We start from the raw sequence: 17,165 nt of genomic DNA, 5'->3' as shown, positions 1-17,165 counted from the left end.
CAATTTCTACGACGATTTTGCTCTGAGACGATTCAGCGGTCGGGAAGGGCGTGCTTGCCATGTGTCGCTTGGGCTTTCGCAATTGACATCATTGGGTACGGGCAAGGCTGAACGCTCCGATTCCGTGGCTGTTTCGGCACCCACATAATGCCTTACGCGGCCCTTGTCATCAAAGGATCACATTTACCTTTTGCCGCAGGTGCGTTGCGATCTTTGCAACAATGGGTCGGCGCAGGTGACAAAGTGCACAGCATGTGCTGTCATGGCCCCGCGAACGCCGCGCAACTTTGACCGAAATCGGTGTGGAGAGCATCAAATGTGGCAAAACAAGCCGGGCGGAAAAAAAGAAGAACCGGTAAAACGACGGTGCCACAGATGCAGGGGAATGGGGCGTGCGCCCTGTGAAATCTGCAAGGGCGCCGGCGAAGTAATCAAAGGTCGGGACGTGCACGGCAAGCCGATTATGTCCCGCTGCGATGGATGTTTCGGCCTGAAAACAATCCGATGTCCCGTGTGCGGCGGCGAGGGTTTTATCTGAGCAATAAAAAAGCCCGGTTCAAACCGGGCTTTTCCGTATTGGGTAACTTGATGTCTTAGCTACTCGCTCGCAGTGCCGTCAGTGGTTTCCTCCTGAGGCGTTTCCGCCTGGATGGCACTGTCTGCCGTGCAGCTTGCAACAAGTTCTTCATACTGTGCAGTGATCCAGCCAAGCGCCTGTTCGGGGTTCTGCTCTTCGATCCGGTCGCTGAACTGCTCAAAGACTTTGGCCGAGCGGCTTTCATCCACAATCGTGTAAGACTGTCCGGTCATCACGGTGTCGTATACAAAGAAAGCGATAGCGACCAAAAGGATGCCCCGCGCGATTCCGAAGAAGAACCCAAGCGCCTGATCCAGTCCGCCCAGGGCCGATCGCTGAACCAGCGACGAAAAGAGCGGTGTGAAGATACTGACCACAATCAGAGCGACCGCAAATACAGCGGCAAAACCGGTGATCACCGAAAGCTCGCAACTGTCGCGCAGGAAATCTCCCACGACTGGTATTTCCTTGACCAGCGGTACGACCTGCGGCGCAAAAATGAAGGCCAGAACCGCCGCGGCGACCCAGCCGGCAATGGCGAGAACTTCGCGCAGGAAGCCGCGCGAGTAAGCAAGGATGCCCGACACCACGATGATCAGGGCGACCACCCCGTCAATTATTGTAAAACCTTCCATGGTCCTCGCCTGTTCTTTTTCTGCCTCTCAAGGCGCAACTCTAACCTGCTCCGAAGGTTTCGCCAACAAACCCCACCAGATCAGAGGGTCGGGTGAGTGTCAGACCTGCCACAGTGCCGGTTTTGCCACCCGCCGGAGCAATTGCCGCTGTGAAACCAAGTTTTTGCGCTTCTTTCAACCTGTTTTCTGTCTGCGGGGCCGGTCTAAGTGCCCCGGATAACGAGATTTCTCCGAAAACCACGGTATCGGCGGGCAGGGCGGTATCCTCGCGGGCGCTCAGCAGTGCAGCGGCAACCGCAAGGTCGGCTGCGGGTTCGCTGACTTTCAGCCCTCCGGCGACGTTCAGATACACGTCAAGGCCAGCAAACGGGATGCCGCAACGTGCTTCTAGTACGGCAAGGATCATGGCAAGCCGACCGCTGTCCCATCCAACCACAGTACGTCTGGGCTGTGAATGAGGCGAGGGAGCGACAAGGGCCTGCAGTTCGACCAACACCGGACGCGTCCCCTCAATACCCGCAAACACTGCGGAACCGGGGCTGGGCTTGCCGCGCTCGGACAGAAACAGCGCCGAAGGGTTGGTGACTTGGGCCAGTCCCTTGCCGGTCATCTCGAAGACACCGATCTCATCGGCTGGACCAAAGCGGTTCTTGACGGCGCGCAGGATGCGGAACTGGTGGCCGCGTTCCCCTTCGAAGTAAAGCACGGTATCGACCATGTGCTCGACCACACGTGGCCCGGCGATCTGGCCTTCCTTGGTGACATGGCCGACCATAACGATCGACACGCCGTGCCGTTTGGCAAACGTGGTCAATTCATGCGCTGCGGCGCGAACCTGCGAAACCGAGCCGGGTGCGCTGTCCACGTTGTCCGCCCACATGGTTTGGATCGAGTCGATGATCGCAAGCCCGGGCTTTTCGGCTTCCAATGTGGTAAGGATGTCACGCAGGTTCGTTTCTGCCGCCAGTTGAACGGGGGCGTCTTCCAACCCCAGGCGACGAGCGCGCATGCGAACCTGGGCGCTGGCTTCTTCGCCTGACACATAAATGGTTTTGACCCCTTCACGCGCGAAACGGGCTGCAGCTTGCAACAGCAGGGTCGACTTGCCAATTCCCGGATCACCGCCAACCAAAAGGGCGGATGCGGGAACAAGGCCACCGCCCAGAACCCGATCCAATTCGTCAACGCCGCAGAGCGTGCGGGGCGGCGGTGTTTCCTCGGTCGACAGGTCCGTGAGTAAAATGGACTGGCCGCGCTTGCCACCGAGGGATTTTTTCGCCGGGCCAGCCGATAAGGGCGCGTCCTGCGCAATGGTGTTCCATTCGCCACATGCGTCGCAGCGCCCGGACCAGCGCGAATGGGACGCGCCGCAAGCCGAGCAAGAGAAAGTCGTCTTTGCCATGGCGCAATTCGTGCCCGAGGATGAACGGTTCTTCAAGCCCTTGCGGTCGTTTCATCCCCGCCGGCGGGGCGCGGTGTCCTCAGGCCCTGTAGGCCATCGTCCCCCGCAGGCGCGTCTGCGCCTATTCCGCCGCACGTGGTGGGGACATGGCAATCACACTCGACGCGCCGGATCCGTGATCGTCAGGCGGCGTTTGCAACTGCGCAGACAGTTCCGGCAGCAACTCGAACAGCTCGTCGCGCAGACGCCTGAGTTGGGATTTGGCGATGGATTCTTCGATTTCGATATCATGAGTCCATTGGCGCAGCTCATGCTGGATGGTCTGCGCATCTTCGATCCGATGCTGGAATTGCTCGATCTCCTCCTGCCGTTGCTGCAGGAAGGTGCGGGCACGCGCCACTTTCGCGTCACCATAGGTATCAGCAAGTTCCTGACTGACGTGGCTCATTTGGGCCGCGAGCTCCAATATCTGCGGCTCAAGTGCCTGCAGATCGGGGTGATCCCGCAGAAACGCCATTCTTTCCTTCACCGCGTCGAACTCTGAACCCAGCGAAAATGCACCGCTGCGGTCCGCCGCATGGGCGACTTGGTAGGCGTCAACAATGTCGTGCATGTTCAGCGCGAATTTTCGATGGTTGTTTTCCAATGCCATCATTCGGGCATTTGCAGGAAGGTAGAATGCCAGCATGAGAATCAGGCAGGTGAGCCCGATCTGAATATAGGCACCTGCGTCAATTGGGTCGGCGCCAAAGCTGGCTTGCATGGACAGCCAGGGCAGAATGCCCAACGCAGACAGCATGGTCGCGGAAACGGCCAGAAACGCGGCAAGGCAGATCAGGAAAAAAGTCAATCGAATAAAGGCATTCTGAAATTGCAATGTAATAGTATGGAAGGTCGACATTAATATGCATCCTCCTTTTAAAACCGATACAAATCGGGCCAAAGCGGAGGGACACATCAAACAGTCAAGGTGATCCGCCAAGGACCCTTAAGTTACAAAAACTTTCCTGCTCGAAGTTCTAAGATGATACTCAGATTAATGTTTTCAATCAATTAGGGCTGAGAATTTCGTGAACTGGATTTCATTTCCGTAATGTATCCCAGCGCGATTGAGGCCAGAATGCAGGCCGTAAACAGATACAGCCCCCATGCGGTTTCGATGGTGGCGTACGAGATGCCCTTGGCCAACGTGATGTAGAGCGCGATCAGGAAAATATCTGCCATCGCCAGTTTGCCCATGATGTTGAGCGCAGGCTGAACGCGGGGGTCCAGCATGTTCCACTGAACCAGCGCGGTGCCGATGGTTTTGATGTAGGGCGCGAACAGCGCGAAGACGGTGACCACCAGCGCGAGGAAGATGTCGGAGCGCCAGAGGGACTGAAGCCCGGTGATGACGCTGATCTCTGACAGCCCGAAGATCGGCAGCAGACCCGCGCGCATCAGCGGCGCGAACCACGCGATGGGGTAGAGTATCAAGAGGGAGAGCGTGGCGAGGCGGAGGGTCATTTGAACTGCTGTCACAAGTGTTCTACCGTCTGTCGGTCGGTTCTTTTCTGTTATGCGTTAACTTAGCGCAAGTATTCAAACTCGCTTATACTAGTTGGGGTGATTTCCGATGACAGCTTTTGTGGCTTACAAGTCAATTGTTGATCCTTCGGATTGTGATTTTTTAGGGCATATGAATGTCTCCCGGTACTTTGCGGCTTGCTCTAACTCAGTGTTTGCCCTCCAATCTGAGATGGGCTTGACCGCAGAAGACATGCGTTCTGGCCGAAGACTTTCGTTCGCGGTGGTCCATGCGGAAAGTAATTTTCTTGCAGAGCTGCGTGCAGGGGACGCCATCCAAATGGAAAGTGAAGTACTCGAACTAGGCGGGAAATCCATAACATTCCGCCACAATTTACTGCGCACCTCTGACAGAAAAATTGCCTTCTCCACCGTTTTCAAATGCGTCCTGCTGAATCTGGAAACTCGAAAAGCAGAGGCGCTTCCAAGTGAAGTCGTGACACGCGCTAAACATTGGTTGGCGAGCGAACTGCCCTAGCGCACCGCCTCAATCGGCCCGTCAGCGCTTCCGCTGATGAACTGCTCGAGATACGGGTCGCCCGCGGTGTCCATCTGCCCAACCGGGCCAGTCCACTGGATTACCCCATCATGCAGCATCGCCACGTTGTCGGCGATTGCTCGGACCGAGCTCATGTCGTGGGTGATAGTCATCGCCGTTGCGCCCATCTCGGTCACGATCTCGCGGATCAGGTCGTTGATGACGCCGGACATGATCGGGTCCAACCCCGTCGTGGGCTCGTCGAAAAAGATGATCTCAGGCTCGGCGGCGATGGCGCGGGCCAGACCCACGCGTTTTTGCATGCCACCCGACAACTCGGAAGGAAACCGGTCTGCGACATCGGATTTCAACCCGACTCGGCGCAGCTTTTCGATCGCGATCTCGCGGGCATAATCGGCGGGGCGCTTCAACGGGCCGCGCAGCAGGCGGAACGACACGTTTTGCCAGACGGGCAGCGAGTCAAACAGCGCAGCCCCCTGAAACAGCATTCCGAACCGGGCGAGAAAGGCGTCGCGGTCGCCTTTGGTGGCGTCTTTGCCATCCACGTAAATCATGCCGCTGTCGGGTTTGATCAGGCCAAGGATGCATTTCAAAGCCACCGACTTGCCGGTACCGGACCCGCCGATAATGACCATCGAGGTGCCCTTGGCAATTTCAAGGTTCATGCCTTGCAGCACATGATTGTCGCCAAAGGCCTTATGTACGTTCTCCAACCGGATCATAGCGAGAAGAACACCCCTGTCAGGACGAAGTTGGCGGCGAGGATCAGGATCGCGGCAGATTCAACCGATGATTTGGTGGCCCGACCGACGCCCTGCGCGCCGCGGCCCGAGTTCATTCCGTAGTAGCAGCCCATGATAGCCGCGATCAGACCAAAGGCCGCGCCCTTGACCAAGGATGAGACGATGTCCCGGGTCTCGAGAAAATTCACGGTGTTCATCAGGTATGTCGCGGGGTTGAAGCCCAGGTTTTGGGTGGCCACGGTGTAACCACCCGCGATGCCGATCACGTCCCCGACGCCGACCAGCGCCGGAACGGTGATCAAGGCAGCCAGAACGCGGGGGGCCGTCAGGTACTTCATCGGATGCGTTGACAGCGTTACCAGCGCATCGATCTGTTCAGTCACCTTCATCGTTGCGATTTCGGCGGCAATGGACGACGTGACGCGCGCGGCGATCATCAGGCCGACCAGAACCGGCCCAAGCTCGCGCACCATACCGATGGCAACGATTTGAGGCACCACGGCTTCGGCATTGAAACGCGCACCACCTGCATAGATCTGAAGCGCCAGTGCGCCGCCGGTGAAGATGGCCGTCAGACCCACAACCGGCAGGGACAGCCAGCCGATATTCAACAGCGCAATGGCAAACTCACGCGGATAGAACGGCGGGCGAAAAATGTGAGAGATGGCGTCCACCGCAAACATCGCAACGCGGCCAAAAATAGCCAGTGTGTCCAGAATAGCCCGTCCCAACCCGCCGAGCAGCGCGACAGGGTTCATTCCACGTAACCTCGGGAATATCGGCTGCCCATCGACGTCAGGATTTCATAACCGATGGTTCCTGCGGCTTCGGCCAGGTCGTCGACAGTCTGGTGTCCGTTCAGAATGCGCAGGCGGTCTGGGTCGTAGGGCAAATCAGTAACATCCACGGTGATCAGGTCCATCGAGATACGTCCTACCACCGGGCAGGGCTGATCACCAGCAAAGGTATCGATCCCACCGCCAATGGCACGATGCAGCCCATCGGCATACCCCGCCGCAACGGTTGCAATCCGCGACGGGCGGCGCGCGGTCCAGGTGTTGCCATAACCCACCGTTTCGCCGACGGCCACCTCGCGAACCTGCACCACGGGCAGATCGACCGTGACAACCGGTTTGGCTCCGGCGAAAGGCATGCCTCCATAAAGGCCGATGCCCGGGCGACAGAATTCGAAATGAAATTCGGGCCCCAGCATCGTTCCGCCCGTCGCCGCAAGCGATCTGGGAACCTGAACGCCATCGGTCATTTCCCGGAAGCGTTGCAATTGCTGCTGGTTCATTGAGTGATCCGGATCATCCGCGCAGGCCAGATGCGACATCACGACAACCGGGTTCAGGGCCAACGCCTCGGACCGGAGCGCCGCCCAATCCGCCGCTTCAAGCCCAAGCCGGTTCATACCGCTGTCCAGCTGAATTCCGAAGGAATGGTCGGGCAGGGCTTCCATATGGCGTTTGTACTGCTGAGGAGAGTTGATAAGGGGCGTCAGATCGTGATCGCGCAGCAGATCGGTGTCGCCTTCCATATGGCCCGAGAAGACCGCCACCATAGGCTCGGGTCCGACCGCCTCGCGCACCGCAGCGCCTTCTTCGGCAACGGCGACAAAGAACTTCCGGACACCTTCTTCTGCCAACGCGGACGATACCGGACCAGCGCCCAAGCCATACCCGTCCGCTTTGACCACGGCACCGGTCTCAACTTTTGTCTTTGCATCCAAAGCACGCCAGTTTTGTGCAAGGGCATGCAGATTGATTGTCAGATGTGCGGTACTCATGGCCTGTTCATGACACTGCAATGACTGAGGTCAAGAGGGAACGCATTGAATCCTTGGGCGATTGAAAACGTATTCGCCGGTTTGTGGCAAAACAGCCAAGCCGAAAGCGACTTTTCACCAGTACAAAGCCTGGCAGGGCTTCGACAAAGGATTGTGCTTCGCAAGGGGTCAAAATCGGACTGCGGCCGTTATCGTTGCCCAATGTCAAAGGGTTGGCCGATCCGGCAGTGTTCGGGGCGACCCCAATAGTGGTTTTTGGTTACTGGCATGACGCGCAATCAGTTTTTTCTGTCGGCGACCGTCAGGAATGTAACAAGCTGGATCAGTGGCGGCCTCGTCGACAATGTCGGGAAACAGCAACGCCAACTCTTGCCTGGCCTCGTCCGGTATTGATGCAAGCGCTTGGGGACCGGTGAAAAGACTTTCACTCGGCGCGCCTTCCGCCTGAAGGATTACGTGTTGATCAAAGATCAGGTGATGATACGTGACCTGCGTGATTTCATCGTCGATGTATATCCCGGGTAACTCGGTCAACCGAATGGCCGAGATCAATACATTCGGCGTCCCGAACATTCGGGCAGCGATGGGTGAGTCGGTCTGCATTCGATGCTGCCGGGATACCAGCAAGTCCCGGCGGGGCAGACCCTGCCCAACGGCGCCCGCGACAATTCGCACCGGGCGTAGTTCTGGCACGCGCATCAGTTCGGAATGCCTTACCGTTCGTGTCAGACGCAACCTGAGAACATGGTGCGCGTCGCCAATGCCAACCACGATATCGCCGGGCTTCAAGTCCTCGACCGGAACTTCTCCCTTATCGGTCAGGATACGCGTGCCGGATGCAAAGCAAGGCGCACCCGGGCTTGGGTTCGGGTCAACGAAGAAGTTGATCCCATCATTGGAACTGAGCGAAGACGTGGAATCGTTTCCGTTGGTGCCGACCTGGGTCGAGGTCAGGCCATCCGCCGGACCTTCGGTCGCGGTGACCTCAGCGTCGAACGACACGAAGCTAAGAACGCCGTCTTCATCCGATAGGGAAACCGCCCCGAACCGGTTGATGCGCGCGCTCACCACATAATAGTCGAACCCGCCAACCGTAGTCATCGGACCATCGCCGACATCAGTTGAGCTGCGCAACGTGCCATTCTGATTGTAGACGTCGACGGACAGGTCGCTCACGTCCGTGCCGGTTGGCACCCTGATCTCGATATAATCATCGTCCGGATCAAAACCCGGACCATTGCGATACCTGATCTCCGAAATTATGGCTGGCACGTGCTTTTGGCCTCGACAAAACCGAGCGGTCTGCGCCGCTTTCTTGTCGGCAGCCTATCACATGGGCCGTTAATCACCAATAAAATGAGAGGCTTATTTTGTTTTGGCTTGCGAGTGATCAGTATCCTTCGATCTCGCCGCCCTGTTGCCAGGGTTTGACCAGATTGCCAAAGCGGGTGAATTGAGCCTCGAACGACAGCTCGACCGTGCCAATTGGGCCGTGGCGCTGCTTGCCGACGATGATCTCGGCCTTGCCGTGCAGGTGCTCCATCGCCTGCTTCCACTCTTCCATCTTTTCCAGCTCGTGATCGCCGGGTTTTTCGCGTTCCTTGTAGTATTCCTCGCGGAACACGAACATCACCACGTCGGCATCCTGTTCGATCGAGCCTGATTCCCGCAGGTCAGACAGCTGCGGGCGCTTGTCGTCGCGGTTTTCGACCTGACGGGACAGCTGGGACAGCGCGATGACCGGGATGTTGAGTTCCTTGGCGATGGCCTTCATGCCCATCGAAATCTCGGCGATTTCGTTGACGCGATTGTCGGACATGCCCCGGCACAGCTGCAAATAGTCGATGACCAACAAGTCCAGCCCGTGCGTTCTCTTCAGCCGCCGCGCACGCGCGGCAAGCTGAGAGATCGGGAGAGCGGGGGTGTCGTCTATGAAAAGCGGGCAGGCTTCCAGTTCCTTGGCGGCGTCCACGAAGCGGCGGAACTCGGCCTCGGTCATGTCGCCCTGACGGATTTTATGACTTGAGATTTCAGAGGCTTCGGCCAGAACCCGGCCCGCCAACTGCTCGGCGCTCATCTCGAGCGAGAAAAACCCGACCACTCCGCCGTCAATCGCGCCTTCGGAGCCGTCCGGCTTGGTGCCGCGTTTGTAGGCCTTGGCCACGTTGAATGCCACGTTGGTCGCCAGCGAGGTTTTCCCCATCGACGGACGACCGGCCAGAATGATCAGGTCCGAGGGGTGCAGTCCCCCCAGTTGTTTGTCGAGATCGGCCAGACCGGTGGATATCCCCGCCATGCCGCCACCACGCTGGTAGGCTTCGTTGGTGACATTAACGGCTTCTGTGACCGCCTTGAGGAAGGATTGAAATCCTTGTTCGGTCTGGCCCTGCTCGGATAGCTGATAAAGCTGTTGCTCGGCCTCGACGATTTGTTCTTTGGGCTCGCTCGACACTTCGACCCGCGCCGCCTTGTCCGAGATATCGCGGCCCAGCCGGATCAACTCGCGCCGGATGGCGAGGTCGTAGATCATCTGGGCGTAATCATGCACCGCAAAGGCGCTGATCGACGCGCCAGCGAGTTTGACCAGATAGGCCGGACCACCCAGTTCCTTGAGACCCTCATCCTCGGCCATGAAGGATTTCAGGGTCACGGGCGAGGCCAGCGCATTCTTGGCGATGCGCGCAGCCGCCACCTCGTAAATCCGGGCGTGGACCGGGTCATAGAAATGCTCGGCCCCGATGATCGAGGCGACCCGATCATAGAGATCGTTGTTGGTCAGGATCGCGCCCAGAAGCTGCTGTTCGGCCTCGATTGAATGCGGCATGGTTTCGGCGTTCTGAATCTGCGCCGCCGCCTGCTCGATACTGCTGATCTCGTTCATCATGTCCCCGCTGCCCGTTCGGAGGTTCTACACGCTGACAGGGCGTGTCGGCTATCTGGAAATACCTGTGGCTAACTCGGGATAAAGCCTTGGGATAAGTTCAGCGATAGCCTGAATGCTGAATCCGGTATCCTGCATTATGTAGGAAACAAGTCGAATGTCACCACATATTGTTGCTGTGTCGCCGATTCTACTTGCTTTATCCCCAAAACGCTCACAGCCGGTTTACGTGGATTTTTTCGCTTCCTGCCAGCCGCGCGGGTCATTCAGGAAGGCTTCGACACCGTCAAGTGTTTCTTGATCAAAGGCTTTCTGCGCCTTGGCTTCGGCCAGCACATCCCACCAGGTGCAGAGCGCGTGTAATTTCACCCCATGATCGCCCAGCGTCTTCTCGGTTTCGGGGAAGATGCCATAGTAAAAGATCACGGCAGTATGCCCGCAGGTTGCGCCGGTCTCGCGGATCGCATCGACGAAGGACAGCTTCGAGCCGCCATCGGTGGTCAGGTCCTCGACCAACAGCACACGCTCGCCTTCGCCCATCGCGCCTTCGATCCGGGCATTGCGACCGTAGCCTTTGGGCTTTTTACGCACATAGGTCATCGGCAGTGCCATGCGTTCCGCCACCATCGCGGCAAAGGGAATGCCCGCCGTTTCCCCTCCGGCAATGTTGTCGAAGGCCTCGAACCCGGCGTCGCGCATCACGGTGACGGTCAGGAAATCCATCAGGGTCGAGCGGATGCGGGGGTAGGAGATCAGTTTGCGGCAATCGATATAGGTTGGGCTGGGCAAACCGCTGGCCAGCGTGAACGGCTCGCGCGCGTTGAAGTGGACGGCCTTGATTTCCAGCAGCATCCGCGCGGTCAGGCGGGCGATTTCGGTGCTGTCGGGGTACGAACTGGGGATCATGGCGCAAACCTCTGGGCTGAACGGGTGTCGCAGGCTGATAGCCCGAGCCTCATGTCAGAGTCGAGGGGGCCGGACAAAAGAAAAGCGGACCCCCAAGAGGTCCGCCTTGCCCTTGCGGGCAGTCGAGCTGGCCAAGGTGGGCTCAGCCGCTCAAGTTCAGGGCGCGTTCCTCATCTGCTGAAAGGTCGCGCCCGTTTGTTTGGGACCCGCTGTCTATGCGAAACGGGGCGCGGGGCGCAACGGGGTCGACCAACACAATCGCGCCAACTGCCGCGACGGCAACCGCAAAGTTGGTCCGCTCCATATAAAAACGGCGAAGGCTCAAAAAGCATTGCAGTTTGAGTTTTGAATGCACAGGCTGAAACAGAACGCTCAGCGCCAGATCGGGGTCGATTACGAAAGACCGTTCATCAGCATCTGCAAGGCGTGATCGCGAGCGGCCTTGCGCACGTTATCTCGCCCCAATGCGCCGAATTCGACGGTTTCGGTTTGCGTTGGCTGGCCTTTGGCGGCAAGGCCAAAGCAAACGCGTCCTTCGGGTTTGAATTCCGACCCGCCGGGCCCTGCGATGCCGGTGACGGACACTGCCAGTTGGGCAGCTGAATGGCCAAGCGCACCTTCGGCCATCTCTTGTGCGACTTCTTCCGAGACGGCACCGTGCGCCGCCAATGTGTCCGAGCGTACGCCAAGCATCTCTTGCTTGGCGGTGTTGGTGTAGGTGACGAAGCCGCGTTCCACCACCGCGGAACTGCCGGGAATGTCGGTCAGCGCGGCGGCGACCATGCCCCCGGTGCAGCTTTCGGCGGTGGCAATCATGACGCCTTGCGCTTTGGCGCGATCCAGCAAGTCGGTAACGGTCACAGGCCCAGCACTCCATGTGTGATGCCGGCAAGGATTAGCACGCCGATTGCGGCGAAGACACCTGCGATCACGTCATCCAGCATGACGCCCATCGGGTCTCCGCGCCGGTCGGCCCAGCCGATGGGGCCGGGCTTGGTGATGTCGAACAGGCGAAACAGCAGAAACGCCGCGACCCAACCGGGCCAAAGGGCCGTGATATCAATGCCATGCGCCCAAGACGGATAGGAAATCGCCCAGATTGCGATGAACTGGCCCGCGACCTCGTCAATCACGATTTCCGAGGGATCGTGATCGGATTGCCCGGCCGTCATGACACACGTTGCCCAGAGGCCGCCTAAGAACGCGGCGAGCGTGGCAATCACCAATAGGGGAAACCCGCCCAACGTATGCAGACCCCAAGCCAGCGGCAGCGCGGCCAGCGATCCCCATGTGCCGGGGGCAAGGCGCAGATAGCCGACGCCGCAAACGGTTCCGACCATGCGTGCCGCGATCATGACTTCACCAGACAGGCCGTCGCAAGCGCGGCGATGCCTTCGCTGCGGCCGGTGAAGCCAAGCCGCTCGGACGTTGTCGCCTTGACCGAGACCTGATCGACGCGCAGGTCCATGATCCGCGCCATTTCAGCGCGCATGGCGTCGGCATGTGGCCCGATCTTGGGGAATTCACAGACCAGTGTGCAGTCGATGTTTGAAATGCGGTATCCCATCTGCCCGGCCAGTTCGACGACGTGGCGAAGGAATATCTCGCTGGCCGCGCCTTTCCACTGCGGGTCAGAGGGCGGGAAGTGCCGTCCAATATCGCCCTGCGCCAATGCGCCATAGATCGCGTCGGTCACGGCATGCATTCCGACATCGGCATCCGAATGCCCTTGAAGCCCGCGATCATGGGGCACGTCAACACCACACAGAACAACATGGTCACCATCTCCGAAACGGTGCACATCGTATCCGTTGCCTAGCCTTACATCCATCGTTTGTCCCAGGATTTGTTCCGCCCGGGCAAAATCCTCGGGGCGGGTTATTTTCAGATTATCTGCGTCGCCAGGTACAATGGCGACGTCCAGACCGGCTGCTCGCGCGACCTCGACATCGTCGGCGGCTCCTCCGGGGTGGGCGGCATGTGCTTCGACGATGGGATCATAGTGAAATCCCTGTGGCGTTTGCGCTGCAAACAGACCGCTGCGATCCTGAACGCCGGTAACGATATCGCCATCACCCCGCCAAAGTGCGTCCGTGATTGCCAGCCCGGGCGCCGCGGCGGCATGCGTCTCCAAAGCGGTAAGAACGTCGCTGATCACCCGTTCGCCAACACAGGGGCGGGCCACGTCATGAATCAGTACATGTTCGATATTCATTCCGGCCAAGGCGTCCAGGCCATTTTTGACGGATGACGCGCGATCTGATCCGCCCAATGCGAGAATAAAACCGGTCTGTTTGAATTCCTGCCAGAAGTGTTCATCTTCAGCTGACAGCACCAGAACGATGTGATCCACACGCCCGCTGAACTGAGCAATTGTCCAATCCGCAACGCGCCGACCGGCCAGTTCTCGCCATTGTTTTGGAACGCCCCCGCCCGCGCGTTGTCCGCGTCCGGCTGCGACAATGATGGCGGCGGTGGTCATACGAGTCTGATCCCTTGGTCTTGGGGTTTGTTTAGGGTGCGGTGAATGCAGAGGCAATCACCCGAAGTAAAGTGATTAAAAAATAAGCATGTGATGATTTTGCGGGCTTGCAGTGCGCCGATTTATTGTTCACATGCTTCGATTTCGCTATCACAACCCCAATTGCCCAAGGATTAAGCACATTGACCCTGCGTCTTGCTGAAAAGGACCTGTCCCCTCCGGTGCTTCTGGCACCCATGGCCGGAATCACCGACCGGCCGTTTCGCGACCTCGTCATGCGCTTTGGCGCAGGCATGGTCGTGAGCGAAATGGCGGCGAGTCAAGAGATGGTGCAGGCCAAACCGGGGGTTCGGGAAAGGGCTGAGTTGTCAGCAGACGTCGAAAATACGGCTGTTCAGTTGGCAGGGCGCGAAGCGTACTGGATGGCCGAAGCCGCGCGGCAGGTTGCGGATCGTGGGGCTCGGGTCATTGACATCAATATGGGATGTCCGGCCAAGAAGGTGACAAATGGCTATTCGGGATCGGCGCTTCTGAAGACGCCCGACCACGCCTTGTCACTCATTGAAGCAGTTGTTGCGGCAGTTGATGTCCCCGTGACGCTGAAAACGCGGTTGGGATGGGACGATAGCCTGTTGAATGCGCCGAATGTGGCAAAGCGGGCGCAGGATGCCGGTATTCAAATGGTGACCATCCACGGGCGTACCCGATGCCAGTTCTACAAGGGCCGCGCCGATTGGCGCGCAATCCGCGCCGTAACGGAGTCTGTCTCAATCCCGGTCGTCGCGAATGGCGACATCGTGGACGCGCAGACCGCGCAAACCGCCTTGGAACAATCCGCCGCGGACGGGGTCATGATCGGACGCGGGGCACAGGGAAAACCGTGGATGCTGGCGCAGGTCAGCCACGAGGTTTTCGACGCACCAGCGCCAATTGTTCCGAACGGGTCTGACCTGGTTGACATGGTGCAGGGGCACTATCAGGCAATGTTGACGTTTTACGGCGTTGAATTGGGTCTGCGTGTCGCGCGCAAGCATCTGGGCTGGTATATGGATGAGGCCGGAACGCCCGCCGCACTGCGGCGATCCGTTCTGACCTCGCGCGACCCAAATGAGGTTTTGCGTCTGCTGGGTGATGCGCTGTCGGCTGAGCACGAGGTGGCGGCGTGACCTCGGATCACAGTATTTGGGCCTCTCTGCCGGTTCCGGCTTTCATCATAGATGCCGATGACAAGATTACGGACGTGAATTCGGCCGGCGAAGGGTTCCTGAACGCGTCGCGCAGATCGGTTATCGGGCATCCGGTTTGGGACTTGATCGCAGTGGACGCGCCGCTTGAAGCCGCATTCCTGCGTGCACGTCAGCAAAGCACGCCGCTGTTCGTAAATGACGTGGATGTCGGATCCGGCAACCGCGCACCCCTGCAATGCGCGCTGCAGATCGCGCCGTTGCTGGGCTTTCCCGGGTCGATGATCATGATCATCTCACCGCGTGAACTGGCCAGCCGGATGACACGTGGAAATACGGTGAAATCCGCCGCGCAATCCGCGATCGGAATGGCGGAAATGCTGGCCCACGAGATAAAGAACCCGCTGGCGGGCATTACGGGCGCTGCCCAGCTGCTTAGCATGAATATCTCCGCGCAAGACCTTGAGTTAACAGACCTTATTGTTGCCGAAAGCCGCCGGATCGTGAAGTTGCTGGAACAGGTTGAGCAGTTCGGCAACCTGTCGCAGCCGGACTTCAAACCCGTCAACATCCACGACGTATTGGACCGCGCCCGCCGTTCGGCCCTGTTGGGTTTCGGCGCGCATATGAACATCATCGAAGACTACGACCCTTCGCTGCCGTTGGCATATGGTGACCCGGATCAATTCCTTCAGGTGATCCTGAACCTGTTGAAGAACGCATCCGAGGCCGCAGACCCGAAAGGCGGCTCGATTCGACTGCGGACCTATTTCGAACATTCGTTCCGCCTGCGTCGCAGTGACGGGTCGGGGCATTCGCTGCCGTTGCAGATCGAGATCATCGATGACGGTCCGGGACTGCCCGAAAAGATTCGCAGCGACATTTTCGACCCGTTTGTTTCGGGTAAGGAAAACGGCACCGGTCTGGGTTTGGCGCTGGTCAGCAAGATCGTGTCCGACCACGACGGCTGGATCACGGCGGACTCGGTGCCCGGAAAGACCGTGTTCCGTCTGTCTCTGCGCCGTGCGCCCCGGGAAGACAAAAACAAGGAGAGCATCTGATGGATGGCACAGTTCTGGTTGCCGACGACGACCGCACAATCCGAACGGTTCTGACGCAGGCCCTGACTAGGGCGGGGTGCAAGGTTCACGCGACCTCATCTCTGACAACCCTGATGCGTTGGGTCGGAGAAGGCAAAGGCGACGTCGTGATCTCGGATGTGGTGATGCCGGATGGCAATGGGTTGGAGATGCTTCCCAAGATCGCGCAGGACCGACCCGGGCTGCCGGTGATCGTGATTTCGGCGCAGAACACCATCATGACAGCCATTCAGGCGGCAGAGGCGGATGCTTACGACTACTTGCCCAAACCGTTTGACCTGCCGGACCTGATGAAGCGCACTGCGCGCGCGTTGGATCAAAAGCAAAGGGTCCAGCCCGAGATTATCGCCGAAAGCGGGGATCGCCCTGACGAACTGCCGCTGGTGGGTCGAACGCCGGTCATGCAAGCGCTTTATCGTCTGGTCGCGCGCGTGATGAATACCGACTTGTCAGTTATGATCTCGGGTGAAAGTGGAACCGGTAAGTCCCTGATTGCGCGTGCTATTCATGACTTCTCGGATCGACGCACTTTACCCTTTGTGACAGCGACCGCAGCGGACCTGAGTGATCTTGAGGGCCCCGCCCGCATCATGGCGCGGGTGCGCGGAGGGACCTTGTTGATTGACGAAATATCCGACATCAACGACGAAATTCAGGCCCGAATCGTACGGATGATGGACACACCGGGCGATCATGCCCCGCGGTTCATGGCAACCAGCCAGTCGGACCTTACCGACGCGATGGAGAGCGGGCGCGTGCGGCAAGACCTATACTATCGTCTTTGCGGGGCAACGATCCATGTGCCCGCGCTGCGCGAACGGGTGGATGACATAACCCTGCTGGCCGATCACTTCCTGGCGCGGGAAGAGCGTGACAGCGGTGCAAAACGCTGGCTCAGTTCCGACGCGGTGGAGCTGGTCCGGCGGTATTCGTGGCCGGGCAACGTGCGGCAGCTCGAAAATGCGGTCCGACGGCTGAGCCTGACCAGCCGCGCCGATGAAATATCGAAGCTTGAGGTCGAAATGGCCTTGGGCTCGCAGCCCGAAGCTGAACCCGTGCTGGGGGACGGTGAGCGCGAAAAACTGTCGTCTTCGGTAGAGCGCCACTTGCGCCGGTATTTTGATCTGCATGGGAATATTCTGCCGCCTCCGGGGCTGTATCAACGCATCTTGCGCGAGGTAGAAGCGCCCCTGATCGAGATTGCATTGGAAGCGACCGGCGGCAATCAGGCAAAATGTGCTGATTTGTTAGGGATTAACCGGAATACGCTTCGGAAAAAGATCACTGATCTCGATATTCAGGTGACACGCCGCCGCAAACTGATGTAATATCGCCACACAAACCGTGGCATCCGGGTACTTCCCGGGAAACGACCACGACATATGGCGGTTAGCCGCGCAG

The 17,165-nt window shown here is 58.8% G+C and carries 18 protein-coding genes; 4 read left to right on the top strand and 14 right to left on the bottom strand.

Annotation, left to right across the window (positions count from 1 at the left end):
• Nucleotides 1-597: 597 nt before the first annotated feature.
• The 4 genes from RA28_RS16770 to RA28_RS16755 form a co-directional block, all read right to left on the bottom strand.
• Complete coding sequence (locus RA28_RS16770) at nucleotides 598-1,212, bottom strand: CvpA family protein (protein ID WP_039531087.1); 615 nt, start codon at nucleotides 1,210-1,212, stop codon at nucleotides 598-600.
• 40 nt (nucleotides 1,213-1,252) lie between these two features.
• A complete protein-coding gene (gene radA, locus RA28_RS16765) occupies nucleotides 1,253-2,614 on the bottom strand; it encodes a DNA repair protein RadA (protein WP_039531083.1) in 1,362 nt (453 codons plus the stop codon).
• Nucleotides 2,615-2,735: 121 nt separating this feature from the next.
• A complete protein-coding gene (locus tag RA28_RS16760) occupies nucleotides 2,736-3,515 on the bottom strand; it encodes a DNA repair protein (protein WP_039531080.1) in 780 nt (259 codons plus the stop codon).
• Nucleotides 3,516-3,667: 152 nt separating this feature from the next.
• Nucleotides 3,668-4,120, bottom strand: coding sequence for a paraquat-inducible protein A (locus tag RA28_RS16755; RefSeq protein ID WP_039531077.1), 453 nt, complete (start codon nucleotides 4,118-4,120; stop codon nucleotides 3,668-3,670).
• Nucleotides 4,121-4,229: 109 nt separating this feature from the next.
• Here RA28_RS16755 and RA28_RS16750 point away from each other — a divergent pair, with 109 nt between their 5' ends.
• Nucleotides 4,230-4,658 (top strand): acyl-CoA thioesterase, encoded by a 429-nt coding sequence (locus RA28_RS16750; RefSeq protein ID WP_082029844.1) that lies wholly within the window; start codon nucleotides 4,230-4,232, stop codon nucleotides 4,656-4,658.
• Here RA28_RS16750 and RA28_RS16745 read toward each other — a convergent pair.
• From RA28_RS16745 to RA28_RS16705, 10 genes are all read right to left on the bottom strand, one after another.
• A complete protein-coding gene (locus RA28_RS16745) occupies nucleotides 4,655-5,401 on the bottom strand; it encodes an ABC transporter ATP-binding protein (protein ID WP_039531072.1) in 747 nt (248 codons plus the stop codon). The two genes, RA28_RS16750 and RA28_RS16745, sit on opposite strands and share 4 nt — an antisense overlap.
• Nucleotides 5,398-6,180: an MlaE family ABC transporter permease gene (locus RA28_RS16740; protein ID WP_039531069.1), complete on the bottom strand. Its 783-nt coding sequence runs from the start codon at nucleotides 6,178-6,180 to the stop codon at nucleotides 5,398-5,400. The genes RA28_RS16745 and RA28_RS16740 overlap by 4 nt, the downstream gene beginning before the upstream one ends.
• Nucleotides 6,177-7,211, bottom strand: a complete 1,035-nt coding sequence (gene alr, locus RA28_RS16735; RefSeq protein ID WP_039531067.1) for an alanine racemase — start codon at nucleotides 7,209-7,211, stop codon at nucleotides 6,177-6,179. The genes RA28_RS16740 and alr overlap by 4 nt, the downstream gene beginning before the upstream one ends.
• Before the next feature lie 204 nt (nucleotides 7,212-7,415).
• Nucleotides 7,416-8,483 carry a Hint domain-containing protein gene (locus RA28_RS22280; RefSeq protein ID WP_052261486.1) on the bottom strand — a complete coding sequence of 356 codons (1,068 nt, stop codon included), beginning with the start codon at nucleotides 8,481-8,483 and terminating at the stop codon, nucleotides 7,416-7,418.
• 118 nt (nucleotides 8,484-8,601) lie between these two features.
• Nucleotides 8,602-10,092: a replicative DNA helicase gene (locus RA28_RS16725; protein WP_039531776.1), complete on the bottom strand. Its 1,491-nt coding sequence runs from the start codon at nucleotides 10,090-10,092 to the stop codon at nucleotides 8,602-8,604.
• Nucleotides 10,093-10,317: 225 nt separating this feature from the next.
• Nucleotides 10,318-10,998, bottom strand: coding sequence for an orotate phosphoribosyltransferase (locus RA28_RS16720; protein WP_039531064.1), 681 nt, complete (start codon nucleotides 10,996-10,998; stop codon nucleotides 10,318-10,320).
• 142 nt (nucleotides 10,999-11,140) lie between these two features.
• Nucleotides 11,141-11,302 (bottom strand): hypothetical protein, encoded by a 162-nt coding sequence (locus RA28_RS22855; protein WP_193747415.1) that lies wholly within the window; start codon nucleotides 11,300-11,302, stop codon nucleotides 11,141-11,143.
• An 89-nt stretch (nucleotides 11,303-11,391) separates the two neighbouring features.
• Entirely contained in the window at nucleotides 11,392-11,859 is a 468-nt protein-coding gene (locus RA28_RS16715) for a CinA family protein (RefSeq protein WP_039531061.1), read from the bottom strand.
• Nucleotides 11,856-12,353 (bottom strand): phosphatidylglycerophosphatase A family protein, encoded by a 498-nt coding sequence (locus RA28_RS16710; RefSeq protein WP_039531058.1) that lies wholly within the window; start codon nucleotides 12,351-12,353, stop codon nucleotides 11,856-11,858. Before RA28_RS16710 ends, RA28_RS16715 begins: the two co-directional genes overlap by 4 nt.
• Nucleotides 12,350-13,480, bottom strand: a complete 1,131-nt coding sequence (locus RA28_RS16705; protein ID WP_039531055.1) for a bifunctional 2-C-methyl-D-erythritol 4-phosphate cytidylyltransferase/2-C-methyl-D-erythritol 2,4-cyclodiphosphate synthase — start codon at nucleotides 13,478-13,480, stop codon at nucleotides 12,350-12,352. Before RA28_RS16705 ends, RA28_RS16710 begins: the two co-directional genes overlap by 4 nt.
• Before the next feature lie 182 nt (nucleotides 13,481-13,662).
• On the opposite strand from RA28_RS16705, the gene dusB reads away from it, so the two are divergent.
• The 3 genes from dusB to RA28_RS16690 are packed head-to-tail and all read left to right on the top strand — an operon-like array spanning nucleotide 13,663 to nucleotide 17,092.
• A complete protein-coding gene (dusB, locus tag RA28_RS16700) occupies nucleotides 13,663-14,646 on the top strand; it encodes a tRNA dihydrouridine synthase DusB (protein WP_039531052.1) in 984 nt (327 codons plus the stop codon).
• A complete protein-coding gene (locus RA28_RS16695) occupies nucleotides 14,643-15,725 on the top strand; it encodes a two-component system sensor histidine kinase NtrB (protein WP_039531048.1) in 1,083 nt (360 codons plus the stop codon). Before dusB ends, RA28_RS16695 begins: the two co-directional genes overlap by 4 nt.
• Nucleotides 15,725-17,092, top strand: a complete 1,368-nt coding sequence (locus tag RA28_RS16690; RefSeq protein ID WP_039531045.1) for a sigma-54-dependent Fis family transcriptional regulator — start codon at nucleotides 15,725-15,727, stop codon at nucleotides 17,090-17,092. The genes RA28_RS16695 and RA28_RS16690 overlap by 1 nt, the downstream gene beginning before the upstream one ends.
• The last annotated feature ends 73 nt before the right edge of the window (nucleotides 17,093-17,165 follow it).

Source organism: Ruegeria sp. ANG-S4, from assembly GCF_000814005.1.
Classification (GTDB): Bacteria; Pseudomonadota; Alphaproteobacteria; order Rhodobacterales; family Rhodobacteraceae; genus Ruegeria.
The sequence above is the reverse complement of the archived record's forward strand: the minus strand, read 5'-3'. Positions and strand labels throughout refer to the sequence as shown.